This window comes from Rivularia sp. PCC 7116 (assembly GCF_000316665.1).
In the GTDB taxonomy this organism is placed as follows: Bacteria; Cyanobacteriota; Cyanobacteriia; order Cyanobacteriales; family Nostocaceae; genus Rivularia.
On the sequence record NC_019678.1, the window covers coordinates 757,659 to 777,146 of the forward strand.

22 protein-coding genes are annotated in these 19,488 nt (G+C 37.9%); 15 read left to right on the forward strand and 7 right to left on the reverse strand.

Features of this window, described 5'->3' with window-relative positions:
• Position 1: 1 nt before the first annotated feature.
• Positions 2 to 1,393, forward strand: coding sequence for an asparagine--tRNA ligase (gene asnS, locus RIV7116_RS02820; RefSeq protein ID WP_015116753.1), 1,392 nt, complete (start codon positions 2 to 4; stop codon positions 1,391 to 1,393).
• A gap of 286 nt (positions 1,394 to 1,679) precedes the next feature.
• Here asnS and RIV7116_RS02825 read toward each other — a convergent pair whose 3' ends face one another.
• The 3 genes from RIV7116_RS02825 to RIV7116_RS02835 all read right to left on the reverse strand — a co-directional run bounded on the left by RIV7116_RS02825 (position 1,680) and on the right by RIV7116_RS02835 (position 4,223).
• Positions 1,680 to 2,750, reverse strand: a complete 1,071-nt coding sequence (locus tag RIV7116_RS02825) for a DUF6745 domain-containing protein (protein WP_015116754.1) — start codon at positions 2,748 to 2,750, stop codon at positions 1,680 to 1,682.
• A 106-nt stretch (positions 2,751 to 2,856) separates the two neighbouring features.
• A complete protein-coding gene (locus RIV7116_RS02830) occupies positions 2,857 to 3,516 on the reverse strand; it encodes a Uma2 family endonuclease (RefSeq protein ID WP_015116755.1) in 660 nt (219 codons plus the stop codon).
• A 50-nt stretch (positions 3,517 to 3,566) separates the two neighbouring features.
• Complete coding sequence (locus RIV7116_RS02835; protein WP_015116756.1) at positions 3,567 to 4,223, reverse strand: phosphoribosylanthranilate isomerase; 657 nt, start codon at positions 4,221 to 4,223, stop codon at positions 3,567 to 3,569.
• A gap of 217 nt (positions 4,224 to 4,440) precedes the next feature.
• Between RIV7116_RS02835 and RIV7116_RS02840 the strand changes: the two genes are divergently transcribed.
• Positions 4,441 to 5,475: a M28 family peptidase gene (locus tag RIV7116_RS02840; RefSeq protein WP_015116757.1), complete on the forward strand. Its 1,035-nt coding sequence runs from the start codon at positions 4,441 to 4,443 to the stop codon at positions 5,473 to 5,475.
• A gap of 239 nt (positions 5,476 to 5,714) precedes the next feature.
• Here the strand turns inward: RIV7116_RS02840 and RIV7116_RS02845 are convergent, their stop codons facing one another.
• A complete protein-coding gene (locus tag RIV7116_RS02845; protein WP_015116758.1) occupies positions 5,715 to 6,299 on the reverse strand; it encodes a DUF99 family protein in 585 nt (194 codons plus the stop codon).
• Between the two features lie 186 nt (positions 6,300 to 6,485).
• Here RIV7116_RS02845 and RIV7116_RS02850 point away from each other — a divergent pair, with 186 nt between their 5' ends.
• Genes RIV7116_RS02850 through RIV7116_RS02870 form a run of 5 tightly spaced genes read left to right on the forward strand, consistent with a single transcriptional unit; the run spans position 6,486 to position 8,040 of the window.
• The gene (locus RIV7116_RS02850) at positions 6,486 to 6,779 is read left to right on the forward strand and encodes a type II toxin-antitoxin system HigA family antitoxin (RefSeq protein ID WP_232435760.1); all 294 of its coding nucleotides are present in this window, start codon (positions 6,486 to 6,488) and stop codon (positions 6,777 to 6,779) included.
• A gap of 41 nt (positions 6,780 to 6,820) precedes the next feature.
• Positions 6,821 to 7,096: a hypothetical protein gene (locus tag RIV7116_RS02855; RefSeq protein WP_015116760.1), complete on the forward strand. Its 276-nt coding sequence runs from the start codon at positions 6,821 to 6,823 to the stop codon at positions 7,094 to 7,096.
• On the forward strand, positions 7,093 to 7,485 hold the full coding sequence (locus RIV7116_RS02860) for a clan AA aspartic protease (RefSeq protein ID WP_015116761.1): 393 nt from the start codon (positions 7,093 to 7,095) through the stop codon (positions 7,483 to 7,485). Before RIV7116_RS02855 ends, RIV7116_RS02860 begins: the two co-directional genes overlap by 4 nt.
• Positions 7,486 to 7,519: 34 nt before the next feature.
• Entirely contained in the window at positions 7,520 to 7,744 is a 225-nt protein-coding gene (locus RIV7116_RS02865) for an addiction module protein (protein ID WP_015116762.1), read from the forward strand.
• Positions 7,741 to 8,040, forward strand: a complete 300-nt coding sequence (locus tag RIV7116_RS02870; RefSeq protein ID WP_015116763.1) for a type II toxin-antitoxin system RelE/ParE family toxin — start codon at positions 7,741 to 7,743, stop codon at positions 8,038 to 8,040. The genes RIV7116_RS02865 and RIV7116_RS02870 overlap by 4 nt, the downstream gene beginning before the upstream one ends.
• Before the next feature lie 49 nt (positions 8,041 to 8,089).
• On the opposite strand, the gene RIV7116_RS02875 is transcribed toward RIV7116_RS02870, so the two are convergent.
• Both RIV7116_RS02875 and RIV7116_RS36290 read right to left on the reverse strand, forming a co-directional pair.
• Positions 8,090 to 9,709: a tetratricopeptide repeat protein gene (locus tag RIV7116_RS02875; protein ID WP_015116764.1), complete on the reverse strand. Its 1,620-nt coding sequence runs from the start codon at positions 9,707 to 9,709 to the stop codon at positions 8,090 to 8,092.
• Positions 9,697 to 10,209, reverse strand: a complete 513-nt coding sequence (locus RIV7116_RS36290; RefSeq protein ID WP_015116765.1) for a CHAT domain-containing protein — start codon at positions 10,207 to 10,209, stop codon at positions 9,697 to 9,699. Before RIV7116_RS36290 ends, RIV7116_RS02875 begins: the two co-directional genes overlap by 13 nt.
• A gap of 387 nt (positions 10,210 to 10,596) precedes the next feature.
• On the opposite strand from RIV7116_RS36290, the gene RIV7116_RS02885 reads away from it, so the two are divergent.
• From RIV7116_RS02885 to cysW, 3 genes are all read left to right on the forward strand, one after another.
• Entirely contained in the window at positions 10,597 to 11,661 is a 1,065-nt protein-coding gene (locus RIV7116_RS02885; protein WP_015116766.1) for a sulfate ABC transporter substrate-binding protein, read from the forward strand.
• Between the two features lie 202 nt (positions 11,662 to 11,863).
• Positions 11,864 to 12,709, forward strand: coding sequence for a sulfate ABC transporter permease subunit CysT (cysT, locus tag RIV7116_RS02890; RefSeq protein ID WP_015116767.1), 846 nt, complete (start codon positions 11,864 to 11,866; stop codon positions 12,707 to 12,709).
• Between the two features lie 220 nt (positions 12,710 to 12,929).
• Positions 12,930 to 13,730: a sulfate ABC transporter permease subunit CysW gene (gene cysW / locus RIV7116_RS02895; RefSeq protein WP_015116768.1), complete on the forward strand. Its 801-nt coding sequence runs from the start codon at positions 12,930 to 12,932 to the stop codon at positions 13,728 to 13,730.
• A gap of 202 nt (positions 13,731 to 13,932) precedes the next feature.
• Here cysW and RIV7116_RS02900 read toward each other — a convergent pair whose 3' ends face one another.
• Positions 13,933 to 14,610: a response regulator transcription factor gene (locus RIV7116_RS02900; RefSeq protein WP_015116769.1), complete on the reverse strand. Its 678-nt coding sequence runs from the start codon at positions 14,608 to 14,610 to the stop codon at positions 13,933 to 13,935.
• Positions 14,611 to 15,692: 1,082 nt separating this feature from the next.
• Here RIV7116_RS02900 and groES point away from each other — a divergent pair.
• The 5 genes from groES to RIV7116_RS02925 all read left to right on the forward strand — a co-directional run bounded on the left by groES (position 15,693) and on the right by RIV7116_RS02925 (position 19,434).
• Positions 15,693 to 16,004 (forward strand): co-chaperone GroES, encoded by a 312-nt coding sequence (groES, locus tag RIV7116_RS02905; protein WP_015116770.1) that lies wholly within the window; start codon positions 15,693 to 15,695, stop codon positions 16,002 to 16,004.
• Positions 16,005 to 16,108: 104 nt separating this feature from the next.
• Positions 16,109 to 17,743 carry a chaperonin GroEL gene (groL, locus tag RIV7116_RS02910; protein WP_015116771.1) on the forward strand — a complete coding sequence of 545 codons (1,635 nt, stop codon included), beginning with the start codon at positions 16,109 to 16,111 and terminating at the stop codon, positions 17,741 to 17,743.
• Between the two features lie 469 nt (positions 17,744 to 18,212).
• The gene (locus tag RIV7116_RS02915) at positions 18,213 to 18,686 is read left to right on the forward strand and encodes an SMI1/KNR4 family protein (RefSeq protein WP_015116772.1); all 474 of its coding nucleotides are present in this window, start codon (positions 18,213 to 18,215) and stop codon (positions 18,684 to 18,686) included.
• 69 nt (positions 18,687 to 18,755) lie between these two features.
• Complete coding sequence (locus RIV7116_RS02920) at positions 18,756 to 19,046, forward strand: nucleotidyltransferase family protein (protein WP_015116773.1); 291 nt, start codon at positions 18,756 to 18,758, stop codon at positions 19,044 to 19,046.
• Positions 19,047 to 19,071: 25 nt separating this feature from the next.
• A complete protein-coding gene (locus RIV7116_RS02925; RefSeq protein WP_198287572.1) occupies positions 19,072 to 19,434 on the forward strand; it encodes a DUF86 domain-containing protein in 363 nt (120 codons plus the stop codon).
• The last annotated feature ends 54 nt before the right edge of the window (positions 19,435 to 19,488 follow it).

Below are 19,488 nucleotides of genomic sequence, written 5' to 3' on the forward strand. Positions count from 1 at the left end.
TATGATAGAGAAGCGGATTGCAGAAATATTACGGAGCGCTCAACCCAACGAATCGGTGAAGGTGCAAGGTTGGGTAAGAACAAAGCGCGAGTTAAAAGGGTTTGCTTTTATTGAAGTGAATGATGGTTCATCTCTGGCTAGTTTACAGGTTGTGCTAGACCAAGATTTGCCAGAATATGAAAATATTTTAAAACAATTAAATACAGGTGCTTCTGTGGAAGCATCGGGAGTACTGGTTGAGTCTCAAGGAAAAGGACAGCGAATTGAACTAAAAGCGGAAATGCTAAAAGTTTATGGCGAAGCAGATCCAGAAACTTATCCGCTACAGAAAAAACGTCATTCTTTTGAATTTTTAAGAACAATTGGACATCTACGCAGTCGTACTAATTCCTTGGGTGCGGTTTTTCGGGTACGTAACGCTTGTGCTGCGGCTATTCATGATTTTTTTCAGCAGCGTGGCTTTTTATGGGTTCATACGCCAATCATCACCGCTAGCGATTGCGAAGGTGCTGGCGAACTTTTTAGCGTCACCAATTTGGATTTAAAGAATATTCCTCAAACAGAAGATAAAAAGGTAGACTACAGTCAAGACTTTTTTGGTAGACCGACATATTTAACAGTTAGCGGTCAGTTAGAAGCCGAAATTATGGCAATGACGTTTGGAAACGTCTATACTTTTGGCCCTACCTTCCGCGCAGAAAATTCCAATACTTCCCGTCACCTTGCAGAATTCTGGATGGTTGAACCGGAGATGGCTTTTTGTCAACTATCGGAAGATATGGATTTAGCTGAGGAGTTCCTTAGATATGTCTTCAAATATGTGATGGATAAATGTCCCGAAGATATGGACTTTTTCAATCTGCGAGTTGATAAAACAGTATTGGAAACCGCAGAAAATATTATCAATAATCAGTTTGAACGAATTACTTATACAGAAGCCGTCAAACTATTAGAAAAAGCCGATACTAAGTTTGAATATCCCGTAAGTTGGGGTTTAGATTTACAATCAGAACACGAGCGGTATCTATGCGAGAAATTATTTAAAAAGCCGGTTATTGTTAGCGATTATCCGACAGAGATTAAAGCTTTTTATATGAGGTTGAGCGATGATGAAAAAACCGTTGCCGCCATGGATGTTTTAGCGCCGAAAATTGGTGAAATTATTGGTGGTTCCCAACGGGAAGAAAGATATGATGTGTTGGAAAATCGCATTAAAGCTCAAGGAATGAAACCAGAAGATTTATGGTGGTACATGGATTTACGTCGTTACGGTACCGTAGCTCATGCTGGTTTTGGATTGGGTTTTGAAAGATTAGTGCAGTTTATGACGGGAATGGCGAATATTCGCGATGTGATTCCGTTCCCACGTACTCCGGAGAATGCGGAGTTTTAAAACTCTCTAAACTCATATTAATTAGGGAAAGGGAAGAGGGGGAAGATGGGGAAGAGGGGGTAGAAAAAATTATTTATTGCGATTAAATTAAATTAAATCAATTGTAGGGTGTGTGACGGTGCAGAACAATTTTGTTTTGTGATTAAGAATTTGATTATACCGTCACGCACCAATTATTTAGATAAAAACGAGAAAAGTATGTTTAAAATAATCATTCTAATTTAAATTTTTAAGAAAAAACCGCAGAGGCGCTGAGTAGGCTGAGGTAAGAGGTAATAGAGAATTATTAAGTTTGAATTGCAAAGTCTTCTGGTGGAATTCCCCAATTTACCCAAGTAATCGCTTCACGGGCTGTTTTCATTTGAGGGGGTACGCGCAAAACGTGAATATTTCCTGTTGAAGGACAAATCATTTTTAATAAGTAAATTGGCTCGATGTCGATATCTGAATTAATCTTAAGTAAAGTATATTCTTGATAAGAATCTAATTCTATGGCTTGTAATTCTTCAAGAATCCGGCTGTAACATATTTCTTGAATTAGTATTTTTCTTAATTCGGCATTTCGCTCTTGTAAAAGCCATGATGGTTTCCATTGATTTGGATGATGTTTTCCGTATTTTTCGGGTATTATCATTCCATGATAGGCATATACTTTTATCGCATCTGAATATTCTATTGCTGGTTTAGCATCTGCGTGAAGTAAATTTTCATCATCGAAGAATAGGGTGAAAGGACGTTCGGAAACAAAGCAAGTGTTTTTACCAAAGAATATCCAACTACAAGATAAAACTAATGATTTATAAATTTCCCATTGTGATTTGTTTGTTTTATTGATACTGATATTTAAAACATTGAGATAGTAATCTAAAAAGCTAGCATGTATAGTCTCATGACTGAATTTACAATCATTACCTAATTCATAAAATAGTGGAAACAAATTCCTATTGAATAAAGTTGAGCTAATACCTCCCCATATTTCTTCACAACAAAGATTTATTGGTTCGGATAATTGAAGATAAATTTCATCATCTATATATTCTCCGAATTTTTCTTCTAATTTTATGATTATGTTGTCATGCAGGTTGATAAATAATTTCCATATTTTATTTAGTGGTTGAAATACTATATTTTCTTTTTTTCGTCTTTGTAATTCTTGTAATATTTCTATTGGACTTCTACAAAACAGCATTTTCGGCTCTTTTTCACCGACAAAACTATAAGCTTGTTTCACCGCTTCCGTTGCTTTTTCTTTATCAATCCTCTCAGTTGAAAGCGCAATTTTTTTCCACTTTTCCCGATAAACTGGAATCAAAGCTTCTTGCTCCGATGTTAATTTTGTAAATTTTGATTCTGACATATATTAAATAAATCTTGGATGGTGCGTTACGGCATTTTCAAGATGGTAGTTTATGACTGAAGATATTAAAGCCGTAACAGCACCCTATAAATTAAAAGATTAATAATTACTCGTTTAAATCTCCAAAACGTTCGCGATAACGAGCTAAAAGTTGTTCAGCCTCATTTGCACGCTGGGTTTCTTCACTTAATTTAGCTGCTAATTCATCGGGAATTAATAGTTTTTCTCCGGTATCTTCGCGGTAACAACCAATTAATTCATCTTCTATTGTTAAACGTAATTTTAAAGGTTCGCTGCGGCTATCTGTAATTAATTGGAAACTTTCTCCTTGCAGACGATAACCGCGCAATTTTTCTTCTATCCATTCACCTTTAGGATCGAAAAGCCAATATTCTTGTACTTCTAATTGTTCGTATAGAAGTTTTTTCTGTTCGATGTCTTGCTTTTGAGTACCTTTTGATGTCATCTCAAAAACAACTGAAGGGACTTTACCTTCTTCCCAAATTTTGTAATTATCTCTTCCTCCCGGTTCAACATCGAAAATTACCATAACATCGGGAGCTACTCGTAATTTTGGGAAACCTTGAGCATAGTATAAAAATTGATTTACTAAAACAGTTGCCTGTTGTCCTTGGAGGTATTGTCTGAGTACTTCCAGGGTAGTTAGTATAGCATAGAGGTGAATATGGGTTTCAGCTACGGGTTCTCCGTCGGAACTAGGGTAGAAGACTTGGGACTGTTTTTGAGTAGAAGAAATAATTGCCATGTTCTCAGGTTTTGGCTTTTACGTCTATTATGACGTTGAAACAAGCTTTACTAAAGTTGCTCAAAAAAACGTTTTAGTTTATTTTTATCAAGTTTTTCATCTGTACGAACTCCACTACATACATCAAGGGCGAAAGGTGCTACTTGTTTTACTGCTAAAGCGGCGTTTTCAGGTTTTAATCCTCCTGCTAAAAAGATTGGAATTTTTAGGCGATCGCGAATTGTTTTGCTAATATCCCAATTATGAATTTTTCCAGTTCCTCCTAATTCTTTTACATCAAGAGATTGATTTCCGGAATCTAGTAAAATGGCATCTACAAATGGTGCGATTTTAATTGCTTCATTGATTGATTCTTCGTCATTGACGTGAATTACTTGAACTATGGAAATTCCTGGGTTAGCTTCTCGAATATCTTGGTAATTTCCAGATTTTATGTTGTCGCAAATTTGTACGGTGTTTGTACCGCAACGCTTTATTTGTTGAATAATTTCTTGGGCATTTTGACTGGAAGTAAGCAAAAAAGTAGCGATGGGTGGCGGTATTTGAGCGATTATTTCGGTAATTAATTCTTCTGATATTACACCAGGTCCGCTGGGCATATGAGATACAAATCCTAATGCTGAAGCTCCGTAATTAATTGCCATAAATGCTTCTTCTATGCTGGAAATACAGCAGATTTTTATTCTTGGTTTTAATGTTGGTTGCATGAAACTATGAATTCATATTTACGAAAAAATATAGTAATACTAAATCTTAGTTTAAAGCTTGGAAAGTTGATGATCTATAAATATAGGTTTTAATTCAGAGTAATGGTGCGTGACGCGATGACGATACGATTTTGCTACGTTCAAATTGTTTTGTCGCGTCACACACCCTACAAAGAAATATATAATTAATTATTTACTTATTTTTGGGGTGTAATATATGACTGTGAATAAGAGAAAGCGTAAATTTAAAGCTTTTAGTAAAGCTGCTTTAATAAGGCTTGGTGTTTTACTGTTTATTTTATTGGGTGTTATTGGCTGGCTGTGGTTTACATGTTTCCAAATGCCGGGAAATAGCTACAGTGGTCAATTTCTTCCTTTAACCGCTCAAGAAAAAATAATTCAAGATAATTTACAAAAAGATATTAATAAGTTAGCTATTGAAATCGGAGCGCGTAATTACAATAATTATGAAAATATCAATACTGCGGCGGATTTTCTCAAATCTTCTTTTCAGGAAGCTGGTTATCAAGTCAATAAGCAAGAATATAAGATAGATAATAAAACTTTTACAAATTTAGAAGTTGAAATTAAGGGTGTTGAGAAACCTGATGAAATTGTAATTATTGGCGGACATTACGATACAGCTTTTACAAGCCCTGGTGCGAATGATAATGGTTCCGGTGTTGCTGCGGTATTGGAATTGGCGCGGAGATTTGCGGATAAAAAGCCAAATAAAACTTTACGGTTTGTGGAATTTACGAATGAGGAACCGCCGTATTTTTGGACTGAGAATATGGGTAGTTTGGTTTACGCGAAGGGTTGTAAGGAAAGGAATGAAAATGTTGTAGCAATGTTGAGTTTGGAAACGATGGGTTATTTTTCCGAGGAAGAAGGAAGTCAAAAATATCCGTTTCCGCTGAATTTAATTTATCCTTCTCAAGGTAATTTTATTGCTTTTGTGGGGGATATAAATTCTAGTTGGTTGGTGAAGAAGACAATTGATTTATTTCGCAAGCAGGTACAATTTCAATCGGAAGGTGTAGCGATTTTTGGTCAAATTCCTGGTGTGGGTTGGTCAGATCATTGGTCATTTTGGGAGCAAGATTATCAAGCTTTAATGGTTACTGATACTGCGCCTTTTCGCTACAAGCATTATCATACTTTAGAAGATATTCCCGATAAGATTGATTATGAAAAGTTCGCGCGGGTGGTTGCTGGTTTGGAGAAGGTTGTTGGGGAGTTTGTAAGGTAAAAGCAAAAACACGCCAAAAATGCCCTCACCCTCGAAGGGTGGACGGCAGTTGCTACAACGGGGGGAACCCCCGCAACGCACTGCCTCGGCTACACAAACAAAGCCCACCTATGTCCTGTCGGACACGCTTCGCTAACGTGGGCTAAATTAATAATTTCCAGCCTACGAAGGTAGGCTTCGTAAATGTAGCGATACCCTTCTAGGGTATTGCTATGAATTGAGATAAATCCAAAATTCCCTCACGCAGAGCTTCCGCTTTCTCCTTTGATAACAGCGGCAGAAATTAAGTGAGCTAATCGCAATGCTTCGGGGACTTTTCCACAATCGGTGAGTTTTTCTAATACTTTGGCAATGATTTCTGGCTCTTCACCACATACTTGAAATACGAAAGGCGAATATTCATAAATTATACCGGCTCTTTTTAATAATTCTTGTCTTTGTTGTAAATTTGGTAAGCGACTCATTGCGTCAATAACTGCATCTAAATCCGGTTGACGACGCATGACGGCGACGCAGGGAAGTTGGAGTTTTTCGGCTAAGGTTGGTAAGTCTACTACGTTAAATCCACCGAAGCCAATTCCGTCGAGTAATACTATATGTAATTGCGGTAAAAATTTGCTGTCAAGTAATAATTTACAAATGGTTTCTGTGGAATCAAAACCGTCTTGCTCTAACTCTCCCCAAACCATTCCTTCAAATCGAGTTGCCGCACAAATTATTCCCGCTAAATTAACTTTTTCTCCACTACCACGAATAAATGGTGCGTCGTCGAAGCCAATCACGCGGATTGTACGGTTGAGTTTGAGGAGGGATTCGAGATTCATGGATTAAGAGAGTTAGTTGATAGTTGATAGTTATTGGGAGAATGATATTTTATTAGTATAAAGATAAATGGGAAAATTACCCTTACTATTTACTCAGAAATTTATAGCCAATTACTATCTAAATCTCAACCTCGAATTATTCAAACGGAAGCCGAAAATGAATATTTTTTAGAAGTTGTTGAAGAGTTGCTAGCGCGGAAAAATCTAACACCAGAAGAAAATACAATTTTAGACTTATTAGTAAAATCAATTGAAGATTTTGAAGATAAACATTACCCAATTCCTAAAGGTACAGCGAGTTCGATGCTTTTACATTTAATGGAAGCGCAGGATATTTCTAAGGAAAGTTTAGTACAAGTTTTTGGTTCTATTGAGAATGTTGATAAAGTTATGAATGGTGATTCAGAAATAACTTCTAAGCAAGCTCAAGAATTAGAAAATTTATTTCATGTTGATGCGAGTTTATTTTTAAATGAGTAAGTGAGATAATAATCAAATAGTCAAAAGTAGGTTTAATAATCATGCAATCACTTTTCTGGACTTTAGAAGAAGTTGCTCGCAGAGCTAAAGAATTTTATGAAAATGGAATTCGCCAAGAAGTTGAGCATGGCGATAATATTGGCAAGATGATTACGATTGATGCTGAAACTGGCGAGTACGGAATTGATAAAACTGGTATAGAAACTGCGATGAAGTTAAAGCAGAAAAAACCAATGGCTAGATTATTTACTATACGGATTGGTTATGATGTTGCTGTCAGTTTTGGTCATGCTCCGATGAACCGTACAGTTCAATGATTAATGGAAGAATTAGTGAGGGTAAAGCAACAATTCCAGTAACTTTTTGTTTACCTTCACAGCCAGATTTTTCTGTGGATTTTGTTATCGATACTGGATTCAATGACTATCTAACGCTACCACTACAAGCAGTAAATCTTATGAATCTTCCTTTATATTCAAGTATTCCTGCAAGATTAGCCGATGGTAGCGAAACTGTATTATCTGTACATTTAGCAACAATTATTTGGGATGATGTAGAAAAAGTAGTTCCAGTTTTAGCTTCTGGTTATAAACCTTTGTTGGGAGTTGCTTTGATGGAAGGATATCATTTAGAGATTGATTTTGAAGAAAATGGTTTGGTTTCCTTGGAAAAAATATCATCGTCGTCAGCAAATCGATTAACTTAAAATTATAAATAATAGTCAATTTAAACAAATAACCATGCATCCTATATTAAAGGTTGATATTTCGGAATTAAGCGTATCCGAGCGGATACAACTAGCTGAGGATTTATGGGATAGTATTCTGGCTGAGGGTAATACCGATGTTCCTTTGAGGGAAAGTCAAAAACAAGAATTAGATAGACGTTTAGAATTGCATCGTCAAAATCCACAGCAGGGTTCAACCTGGGAAGAGGTTAAACAGCGTCTGGGTTTTGATAAATGAATTATCAGTTAATTATTAGCCCGGAAACAGAATTTGATATCCAAGATGCTTTTGAATGGTACGAACAAAGTAACACGGGGTTAGGTTCGGAATTTGTGCGTGCTGTAGATGGCTGTTTTGCGTTAATCGGAAGGAGTCCCTTAGCTTATCCTAAAATATATCAGGAAGTACGACGAGTGTTAATACGTCGTTTTCCTTATGGAGTAATGTATGTAGTGGAAGAAGATGTCATTACTATAATCGCTTGTTTTCACGTTAAACGCGACCCGAAACAATGGCAAAAAAGAAATATTTAAAGCTTTGAGATACTTTCCTAATAATTAAAAACTGCTCACTGTTAACTGCTCACTGTTTCCCCCATAAATACTCAAAATTATTCCGAATAATCACCGTATTAGGATGATTTGCACCCAAAACCCGCTCCGCAATCTCCAAAGCTTGGATATAAAGGGGTTCAGCTTGTTCGTACTTTCCTTGACTAGAGTAGAGATAAGCTAAATCGTTCAAACTGGTTGCTGTGTCGGGATGATTTTCTCCTAAACGCGATCGCACTGTTGATAGACATTGCTCATACCAAGGTTGTGCTAATGTATAACTTTGCTGTTTGTAGAATCTCCCATTACCAATAAAAGGCCAAACTAAATTTTCATCGCTAACTGCATCAAGGTGATTTTCTGCAACTTCAGTTAAATGGGGAATAGCGTTTTTGACTGAATTGATAAAATCTAGAGTTGGTGACTCAGGAATTGTTTGAGCAATTTCAATAAAAGTGGTGGCAAATGCTTGTTTTAACTCGTTGATTTGTGCTGATGCTTGTAATTTATCTTTTAAAAATTCTCGAATTAAAGGATGAATTTGATAGTAAACTGCATCTTCATATTCTGAAGACTGCACCAAATTACGTTGGTAAACTTCCTCAATAGCTACCTCAGCATCAGATTCATTCCAATTGAGGGATTTAGTCATCGACTCTACCCACTCCCACTCAAAAATTTCTGCTGCAAATAGACTTAATAATGCAGCAAACTCCCTTGTAGTAGTATTGAGTTCTTTCCAACTTAATTCAAATGCGTCTAAAACTCCTAATTGGGCTGTACGTAATCCTTTCTGCTGGGGATTCATCGCATCTTGATGCAGTCGTTGTTGTTGCAACTGCTCCAGCATTTTCTTTAAAGTAAAATGGGGAGGTTTTTTCTTGATATACCTTCCGACTAACTCTATCCCTAAAGGTAAATATCCCAACCATTCACATAATTCTTGGGCTGTTTCTAAATCTTTATTTACTTTGCTTTCACCAACTAACTTTTTGAATAATTCTAAAGCTTCCTCTGCTGACAACACATCAAGGGGTATTTCCTCAACATTGGTGTCAATATCTCGCAATCTAGTTGTCATCAAAACCCGGAAGCGGTTAATAGATGGTAGTAACTCAGATAAACCTTCTAAATTAGTCACATCATCTAAAATTACCAATACCAAACCTTCAGGTGGCTGCCAATGTTGCCAACACCAAGCTACTTGTTGTTCCAGAGTCAGCGGATTTTCTTGAATATCCTTTTGTGGAACTTTCAAACCCATTTGCTGCTGGACAAATTTAAGAATTTCCGCAGCTAAATTTGTATCTCTAACATTTAACCAACAAATTCCACCAGTATAATCATCTTCGTATGTTTGTGCATACTGTATCGCTAATTCGGTTTTACCGACACCACCCATACCAGATACAGAAGAAATGGCGACTTTATTGTTTGTTTCCGAAAATTTATCGTGAATTTTGGCAAGTTCATCTTGTCTGCCGACAAAGTTTTTATTGCCAACTTTCGGTATATATTTGATGGGTTGAAAAGGTTCAATATCACTATTATTTGTTTTATTTATTAAATCTGGGTCAAGTAAACTTTGAGAATCATCTCTAATCTTTATTTGTGGTATTCCCGATTCTGGAATGTTTTTTAAATCAAGCAAGTTTTCCCAAATTCAAAACTATCTTGATAATTTCTTGCGTTAATTAAAGCATTATAAAAACTAGTTGCAAATTTGATTGCGGCTTTATCTCCAATCGCTTTATTCATCCCAATTACACAATTAATATGCTCGTGAATAGCTTTTGCTTGTACTTCGCTATAACAAGCATTCATCACCACGCATTCAACATTTTTGTCAAATAACTTAAATAAATCAGCTAAAGACTTGCTACTTACAAGTTGCTTTTGTCCATATTCATTCTCCAGCACCAAACCATTATCCCCCGTACCATGTCCGCAAAAGTGAACAATATTTGGTTTATAGTCCAATAAGTGCGAATGCAAATCATCAACTCTTACAGCCCACTCGCTGATAATTCCAACCTCTTCTCGATATTTGGCTTGTCTTTTTACTGCTTGAATTTGCCGCACTTCTTGAGGTAGATCCAATCGACTTGTATCCGTGGGATTCGCTGCTAAAATCAAGATTTTTTTCTTCATAGTGATATTTATTAATTATTTATGAAGCCAGCTTTATATAAATACACTTAATAATCATATATTTTCAGAAAATAAAAATAAAAATTAGAACTTCACTAAAACGAGAAAACAATTGGGGATAAAGAAATATTCTTTATTCCCCAATCGCACACAACACTTTCGAGGAATACATTTATAAATAGGTGTAAGTTAAATTAACTTATGCAGTTAGCAGTTAGTTGTTAGTTGTTAGGAATTAGTTTAAAAATAATTATCTACCCCCTCTCCCACCTCTTCCCCCTCTTCTTTTCCCCATGCCCAATTCCCCATACCCAAAATGCTGTAGGATAAAACATAGAAAACCCGGTATCTTGACCGAGTTACCGTAGATTAACAGGGGAAACTTAAATGGGGCTATGGCGCTTCGTTGCCCGCTTGATGACAAGAGGGGGAATTAAAAGTTTTGTTTTACTATTTTTATTGGGTTTAAGTATAAGCGTTTCGCTAATATCTTGTAGTGCGTCGAATGCCCAAAATTCAAATCGGGTAGATTTAACGCTGGTTTCCTATGCAGTTACCAAACCAGCTTATAGAAAAATTATTCCGCAATTTGTGCAAGAGTGGAAGCAAAAACACAATCAAACCGTGCGTTTTTACGAAAGTTATGGGGCTTCCGGCGCTCAAACCCGTGCTGTAGTTGATGGCTTGGATGCTGATGTGGTGGAATTGGCTTTGGCTTTGGATATGCAGAGAATTGAAAAAGCCGGGTTGATTCAACCGGGATGGGAAAATGAAGCGCCGTCGAATAGTATGGTGACTCAATCTGTTGCCGCTTTAGTCACTCGTGAAGGTAATCCCAAACAAATTAATGATTGGCAAGATTTAACAAAAGACGACGTTAGCATCATTACCGCTAACCCAAAAACTTCTGGTGTTGCGCGATGGAATTTCTTGGCTTTATATGGTTCCCAATCGGAAACTGGTGCAGAAGATAAAGCATTAGATTTTACCAGCAAAGTTTATCAAAACGTTCCCATATTACCAAGAGATGCCCGCGAAGCCAGCGATGCATTTTTTAATCAAGGGCAAGGAGACGTTTTAATTAATTATGAAAATGAATTGATTTTAGCTGGTTTGAAAGGTAAACCGAGTAATTATATTGTCCCCGAAACGAATATTTTAATTGAAAATCCCGTTGCAGTAATTGATAAAAATGTAGAGAAACATGGCAACCGAAAAGTAGCAGAAGCCTTTGTAGAATATTTATTTACCCCCGCCGCACAAAGAGAATTTGCAAAAATTGGATTTCGTCCAGTCAACCCAGTCGTTAAACAAGAATTCGCCAGTAAATATCCTCCTGTAAAAACCTTATTTACCGTCAACGAATTGGGTGGTTGGGATAAATTGCAGGATAAGTTTTTTGCTGATGGTGCAGCGTTTGATGAAATTCAGAAGAAAATTGGGAATAGGTAATGGGTAATTGGTAATTGGGGATTGGGGATTGGGCATCGGGCATTGGGCATCGGGCATTGGTAATTGCATAAGAAAAAGGAGCAAGATGCTCCCACTACAGATGTTTTCCTAACTCCTAACTCCTAATTACTAACTGATAACTGCTCACTGATAACTGCTCACTGATAACTGTTCACTGTTCACTGATAACTGTTCGCTGAAAATGGCTGTTGCAGAATCTCGAATTCAAAATTCAAAATCTAAAATTCAAAGTCCAAAATTCTCTTTGCCTTGGGGAATTACTATTGGTTATTTGACTATCATGCTGTTGCTGCCGGTGACGGCTTTGCTTTTACAGGCTTCTCAGGTGGGGGTAACCGAATTTTGGCGAATTGCTACTAGCGCGATCGCACTTTCTGCTTATAACGTTACTTTTGTTACTGCGTTAATTGCGACTGCTGTTAATGGTGCTTTTGGTTTATTAATTGCTTGGATACTTGTTCGGTACGACTTTCCGCTGAAGCGCCTTGTTGATGCGGCAATTGATTTACCTTTTGCTTTGCCGACGGCGGTAGCAGGTTTAACTTTAGCTAATGTTTACTCCGAAAATGGCTGGATTGGTTCTTTGCTTGCGCCGTTGGGTATTAAAGTTGCTTTTTCCCGGTTTGGCGTTTTTGTGGCAATGCTGTTTATTTCGCTACCGTTCATCGTGCGAGCATTGCAACCGGTATTGCAAGAAATGGAACACGATATAGAAGAAGCTGCTTGGAGTTTGGGAGCGTCGAAGTTTCAAACTTTTTGGCAAGTGATTTTTCCACCTTTATTTCCAGCTTTATTAACGGGTATTGCTTTAGGTTTTTCTCGTGCTGTAGGAGAGTATGGTTCGATTGTAATTGTCTCCTCAAATATTGCTTTTAAGGATTTAATTGCGTCGGTATTAATTTTTCAACGTTTGGAACAATATGATTACGCCGGTGCGACGGTGATTGGAACTGTACTCTTAGGAATTTCACTGTTAATTTTATTAGCTATTAACTTATTACAAGCTTGGGGAAAAAGGTATCAGTAATTGGGAATTGGGCATTGGGCATTGGGCATGGGACATGGGGTATTAGTAATTGGTAATAGTATGAATTAGTTCTTTATTATTAATTATTAATTATTAACTCCTAACTCTTAATTTATCACTCCTACTCCTAACTCCTAACCATTAATTCCTAACTCCTCACTCCTCATTTTTATCGCTAATTACTAACAACTAACTACTAACAACTAACTACTATTTAATTATGGGTAAAAGACTTTTAATTCTCAGTGCTATCACTTACTTAGGACTGGTATTATTTATTCCGGCTATAAATGTTTTTTATCAAGCTTTTAAGGGCGGTATTGGTCAATTTTTTAGCTACCTGATGACTGATGATTTTGTCAGCGCGGTGGGGCTGACTTTACTTATTGCTTTGATTGTAGTGCCGATAAATGCGATTTTCGGGCTTTGTGCGGCTTGGGTGCTTGCTCGCAATCGTTTCCCTGGAAGGGCTTTTGTAATGAGTATTCTGGATGTCCCTTTCTCGGTTTCTCCAGTGGTTGCTGGCTTGATGATGATTTTGCTTTACGGGCAGAATGGCTGGTTTGGAGGAATATTGAATGCGATTAATGTAAGGGTGATTTTTGCTTTTCCGGGAATGGTTTTAGCAACTGCTTTTGTAACTATGCCTTTTGTGGCAAGGGAAGTTATTCCAGTTTTGGAAGAAATTGGTTCTTCGCAAGAGGAAGCAGCGAATACCTTGGGTGCAAGTCATTGGCAAACTTTTTGGCGGGTAACTCTACCAAATATCCGCTGGGGTTTGCTTTATGGTTTGATTTTGACTAATGCCAGAGCGATGGGTGAATTTGGAGCGATATCTGTAGTATCTGGCAATATTATCCGTAAAACTCAAACTTTACCGCTGTTTGTGGAGCAAGCTTATAAGCAGTATGAAACGGAAACAGCTTTTGCTGCTGCAGTTTTACTCGCTTGTTTAGGATTTGTAACCCTGGTTTTGAAAGAAATTTTGGAACGGAAGACGACAGTGAGCAGTGAACAGTAACCAGCAACCAGTGACCTGTGAATGATATTTAATCATCAATTATCAATGAAATTGATTTAATTAGCAAACGGATGGTAACTGCTAACTGGCAACTGTTTGATTGTGCAAGGAGTCATTAGTTAATCTTTGTTTAAGTGACTCTAGCTTTTAGATTAGTAATTTAAATCTAAAGTCTAGAGTCCTACTCATAAAATCTATGGGTTTATGCCATTTGATTTTCAATCGCCCAGCGAGCTAATTCGGTGCGATTGTGGAGGTTGGTTTTACCCAACATATTAGAAACATGGCTTTCAACAGTACGCTGAGAGACGTTTAATTCTTCAGCGATTTCTCTGTTAGCCATACCTCTAGCCACAAACTGCACCACCTTTAGTTCTGTTGGGGTTAGCTGGACATCAAAGGGTACTTGGATGCGAGAGCCGTTTTCGCCTCCTTTAGCTTGATGTTCTTTCCAACGAATTGTTTGCTTGAGCGAGGATTCAACTTGAGCTACGAGTTCTTCAGGTTCAAAAGGCTTAACCATATACACGTCGGCACCTTTATTCAAACCTTTCACTCTATCTGCGCTTTGTCCCTTTGCAGAAAGGAAGAGAACAGGTATCCAACTGGTGCGTTCTGTTTGTCGGACTTGTTCTACAAAGGTGTATCCGTCCATTTCTGGCATCATCACGTCGCAAATAATCATGTCTGGAATGTCTTGCTCTAATATTTCCAGAGCTTCTCGACCATTTTCGGCAGTGACGACTTCATATCCTCGGAATTCTAAGTAGTCTTTTACCAGCAAGATGAGATTGGGGTCATCATCTATGAGCAGTAAGCGTTTGTGATCTTTCATGCTGGGTTCTTTCATAGCAGTGGCACTTGTCGCGCGTAGATCCATCAAGGTCTTGAATAGTTATCCTAATTGGTGGATGATTGAGATGTTGTCCCTTTTTCCCACTTACCTTGCCTAAGAATCGTGGAACTCTCAAAGGAGATTACCGCCTCCATTGAAATTTCACCATCAACTCCAAGAGCCACAGTAAGGATACGTAGAGCAATAGTATTTATAATGCGCTATTATATATCGCTTTGAAAGGTGGGGGATAAAAACATTCCATCAAATAATAATATTCTTATCTGTTACAAGAGCAGTATTGGGCGAATATACCTCTTGTCAAAACAACCCGCGCCTTTAGCAATTTTTTGCTTTTACGTATCCAACTGAATGCTTCCCTTTGGTTTAAGATTTTATTTCTTATTTGGGGAAGCCTTTATGGTAAGCAACTAACTTGCATTCGTATCGAATAGCTTGGCTTTTTTGTAAGCTTTTCGCGCCGTATTGTTGGGACGCATTCAATTACTTGGGTAATAAGCGAATAGTTACCACAAATAAACGGGGGGTTAAGCTACTATTATTGTTCTAAAACAACCGCTCCTGCAAGTAGTTAGTTTTTTTTGATTGGGTTCCGTTGCCGGTTTTTCCACTTGTACAGAGTCCATTTTGAGCTTAAATAGTCACTTTTTCAAGTATTTCTAAAACTTAAACTAGCTTCCGTTGAGTAATGGCTAGGGTAATTAAAGCTAAAAATCATAGAAGTACACGCTGTTGATTTTTTGACAACCCTAAAGTTTCTATATAATTTATTAAGGATTTTATAGAGTAGAAGGCTAGTTGTTTTTTGTACTTGAAGGCTCGAATGAAAACTGCATCATTTGGCATAAAAGGGCAACATTTTACAGTTCTATAACAATTTCTTGGCTTTGCAAATAATCGCAAACCATATCAAACTCTACGAACGAAGTTGCATAAAACCCGAAACTCCGGGCAAAATTGAGCATTTATACTTAAAAGATGTCAAATCAAACCCACATAAAAGTTTAGTTCGGAAACCCGTACTCTATAAAATGTTGCCATCACAGGTCTGCCTTCGCTAAATTAGCACTCAGGAGTCGAGAGTGCTAAAGAGGCAAATTTAAGTTATGGCAGCTGTATCTCTAAGCGTATCTACAGTAAAACCTTTGGGCGATCGCGTTTTCGTAAAGGTTAACCCATCAGAAGAAAAGACCGCGGGTGGTTTATATTTACCCGATACTGCAAAGGAAAAGCCTCAAGTAGGTGAAGTAGTAGCAGTAGGCGACGGTAAGATGAAGGACGACGGTGGTCGTCAGTCGGTGGATGTAAAGGTTGGTGATAAAGTTCTTTACTCCAAGTACGCTGGCACCGACATTAAGTTGGGTACCGACGAGTACGTACTACTCTCTGAGAAGGACATTCTAGCTATCGTTAGCTAGTTGTTAGTGGTTAGTGGTTAGTTGGATGCCAAAACGGCAGCCAACGGGCAATGAATAACAACATTTTTTTAGAGAAAGTAAGCGAAAGGTACAAGTAGAAAATTATGGCTAAGCGGATTATTTACAACGAAAACGCTCGCCGTGCTTTAGAAAAGGGCATGGATACTTTGGCGGAGGCTGTGGGTGTTACCCTTGGCCCCAAAGGTCGTAACGTAGTATTAGAGAAGAAATTTGGTTCACCTCAGATTGTTAATGATGGTGTGACCATTGCTAAAGAAATTGAGTTAGAAGACCACGTTGAAAACACTGGCGTATCTTTGATTCGTCAAGCTGCTTCCAAGACTAACGACGCTGCTGGTGATGGAACCACCACCGCGACAGTTTTGGCACACGCAATGGTTAAAGAAGGATTGCGGAACGTTGCAGCTGGGGCTAACGCTATTTCCTTGAAGCGTGGTATTGATAAAGCGGCAACTTTCTTGGTTGGTAAGATTGCCGAGCAAGCACGTCCGGTAGAAGATTCTAAAGCTATTGCTCAAGTTGGTTCAATTTCTGCTGGTAACGACGAAGAAGTCGGGCAGATGATTGCTCAAGCAATGGATAAAGTGGGTAAAGAAGGTGTGATTTCCTTGGAAGAAGGGAAGTCCATGTTCACTGAGTTGGAAATTACCGAAGGGATGCGCTTTGATAAAGGCTATATCTCTCCTTATTTCGCAACAGACCCAGAGCGCATGGAAGCTAATTTCGACGAGCCTTTCATTTTGCTCACCGATAAGAAAATTGCTTTGGTACAGGATTTAGTACCCGTTTTGGAACAGGTAGCTCGTTCTGGCAAGCCGTTAATAATTATTGCTGAAGATATTGAGAAAGAAGCTTTAGCTACCTTAGTTGTTAACCGTTTGCGCGGAGTACTCAACGTAGCTGCTGTTAAAGCACCCGGATTTGGCGATCGCCGTAAAGCAATGTTGGAAGATATTGCTGTATTAACCGGTGGACAGCTAGTTACAGAAGATGCTGGTTTGAAGTTGGATGCTACCAAGATAGATATGCTTGGTAAAGCTCGTCGCATTAGCATCACCAAAGACAGCACCACCATCGTAGCTGAAGGTAACGAAGCAGCAGTTAAGTCTCGCTGCGACCAAATTCGCCGTCAAATGGACGAAACTGAATCTTCCTACGACAAAGAGAAGTTACAAGAGCGTTTAGCTAAATTATCTGGTGGTGTAGCAGTAGTTAAAGTTGGTGCTGCAACCGAAACCGAGATGAAAGACAAGAAATTGCGCCTTGAAGACGCTATCAACGCTACCAAAGCTGCTGTAGAAGAAGGTATAGTTCCTGGTGGTGGTACAACATTGGCTCATCTTGCTCCCCAATTGGAAGAGTGGGCTAATGGCAACCTCAAAGGTGAAGAATTAATTGGTGCGATGATTGTAGCTCGCGCACTACCCGCTCCTTTGATGCGGATTGCTGAAAATGCCGGACAAAACGGTGCAGTAATTTCTGAGCGCGTTAAAGAGAAAGAATTTAACACCGGCTACAATGCAGCAACTAACGAATACAGCGATATGTTTAACGCTGGAATCGTTGACCCCGCAAAGGTCACACGTTCTGCACTACAAAACGCAGCTTCCATCGCGGCAATGGTGTTGACAACAGAATGTATCGTTGTTGACAAGCCAGAGCCTAAAGAAGGTGCTGGTGCTGGTGCTGGTATGGGCGGTGGTGACTTCGATTATTAAGTCGAGTCAAGCTTACTGACACGTGAATTAAATAAACCCCCTATTTTTGCAAACAGTCGTCTTTTAGAGGCGGCTGTTTTTTCAGTTAGCAATGAGCAGTAACGTAGTGCATTTAACCTCTCCCTCGTTCCGTCTCCTTAGTAAGAAGAGGAATGTCCCATAAGGCAAGATAAGGTAAAAAATTTATTAGACTCAACTGAAAACTGCTATGTTTAGTAATTTTCTTTAATTATTTTGTTGTTTTGTGAAGATGGGGGTTTCAGTAGAAATGCATATTTATAGATGAAATAAATTATGGTTTCGGTTTTTGCAACCATGAAAGAAAAATATATGAATTCTGATAGCGATATACGAAAAGTAACACATGTAAAATGCAATTTGCTTTATTCTGCGTTTTTAGAACATATGCACTACTAATTGAGTTAAGCTTATTTTACGGATGCTTGTATGTAAAAAATAATTTTTAGCGATGTCAGATTTAACAGATGCTTTAAATAGAATTTTTGATTGGTTGAAAAAACATCCTTCGGAAAAATACGCTTCGGTAGATGTTTTGCAACCGGGATTAAGCTATGAGGAAATTGAGATAAAGGTTGCTGATTTACCTTTTAAGTTACCAGAGGAAGTTTACGAACTTTATCAGTGGAGAAATGGGACTTGTGAAGGTGAGGAAGATTTCTCAAAATTTTTCAATGGTTATGCTTTCTTATCTTTGGAGTCAGCAATTGAAGAATACGAAGAATTGAATTGGAAATCGTATTGGTTCCCGATTTTTTATTTAGATTCGCGAGATTATCTGGTGGTGTCGTGCAAATCTGAAGAGTTAGCACCTATATCGAGAATTTATTTAGGAGGAGGAGAAGATGGAGAATTACTATTTTCAAGTTTTACAGAGATGATGTTTATAATAGCAAATAGTTATGAATCAAAAGCTTATTTATAAAAGGATTGAGCTTTGGGTAAGTTATATAAATAAAAATAAACTACACAACTACACAACTACTGAAATATCATGAAACGCGATGAAGTTCTAGCAATTGTTGAAAAGCATCGAGAACAATTGCAAACAATGGGAGTAAAATCTCTAGATTTATTTGGTTCAGTTGCACGGAATGAAGCGCGAGAAAACAGCGATGTAGATTTTTTTGTAGAATTTAATCGTCAGGTTGGATTATTTGAGTTTATCAAAGTAAAGCTTTACTTAGAAGATATTTTAGGATGTTCTGTAGATATTGGAACTTTAGACACTTTGCGAGAAAATTTAAGAGAACCTGTGATTAAGGATGTGATGCCTGCCTTCTAGAAATTGGCGTTTTCGTGTACAAGATATGGTACAAGCGATTAACTCAATTCAGAATCGTGTAGCTGATTTAACATTTAGCGAGTTTCAAAATAATGAGACAATCGCAAAAGCTGTTTTCTATGACTTTCTAATTATCGGAGAAGCAGCAATAAATATTCCTCCCGAAATTCAATTGCGTTATCCTAATATTCCTTGGCGCGTTGTTGCTGATATGAGGAATGTGATGGCTCATGAATATTTTCAAGTAAATCAAAGAATTGTTTGGAACACGATTGAAAATAATCTTGCTGAATTAATGCGTCAATTGGAGGAATTAATAGCAGAAGAAGAATTTTTAAATTTTATAGGACTTACGCAACCGGCACATTTTTCTTGTAGGGTGCTGTGACACTTTGAGTAACTGTGAACGTAGTAAAAATGTTTTCAGTGTCACGCACCAAAT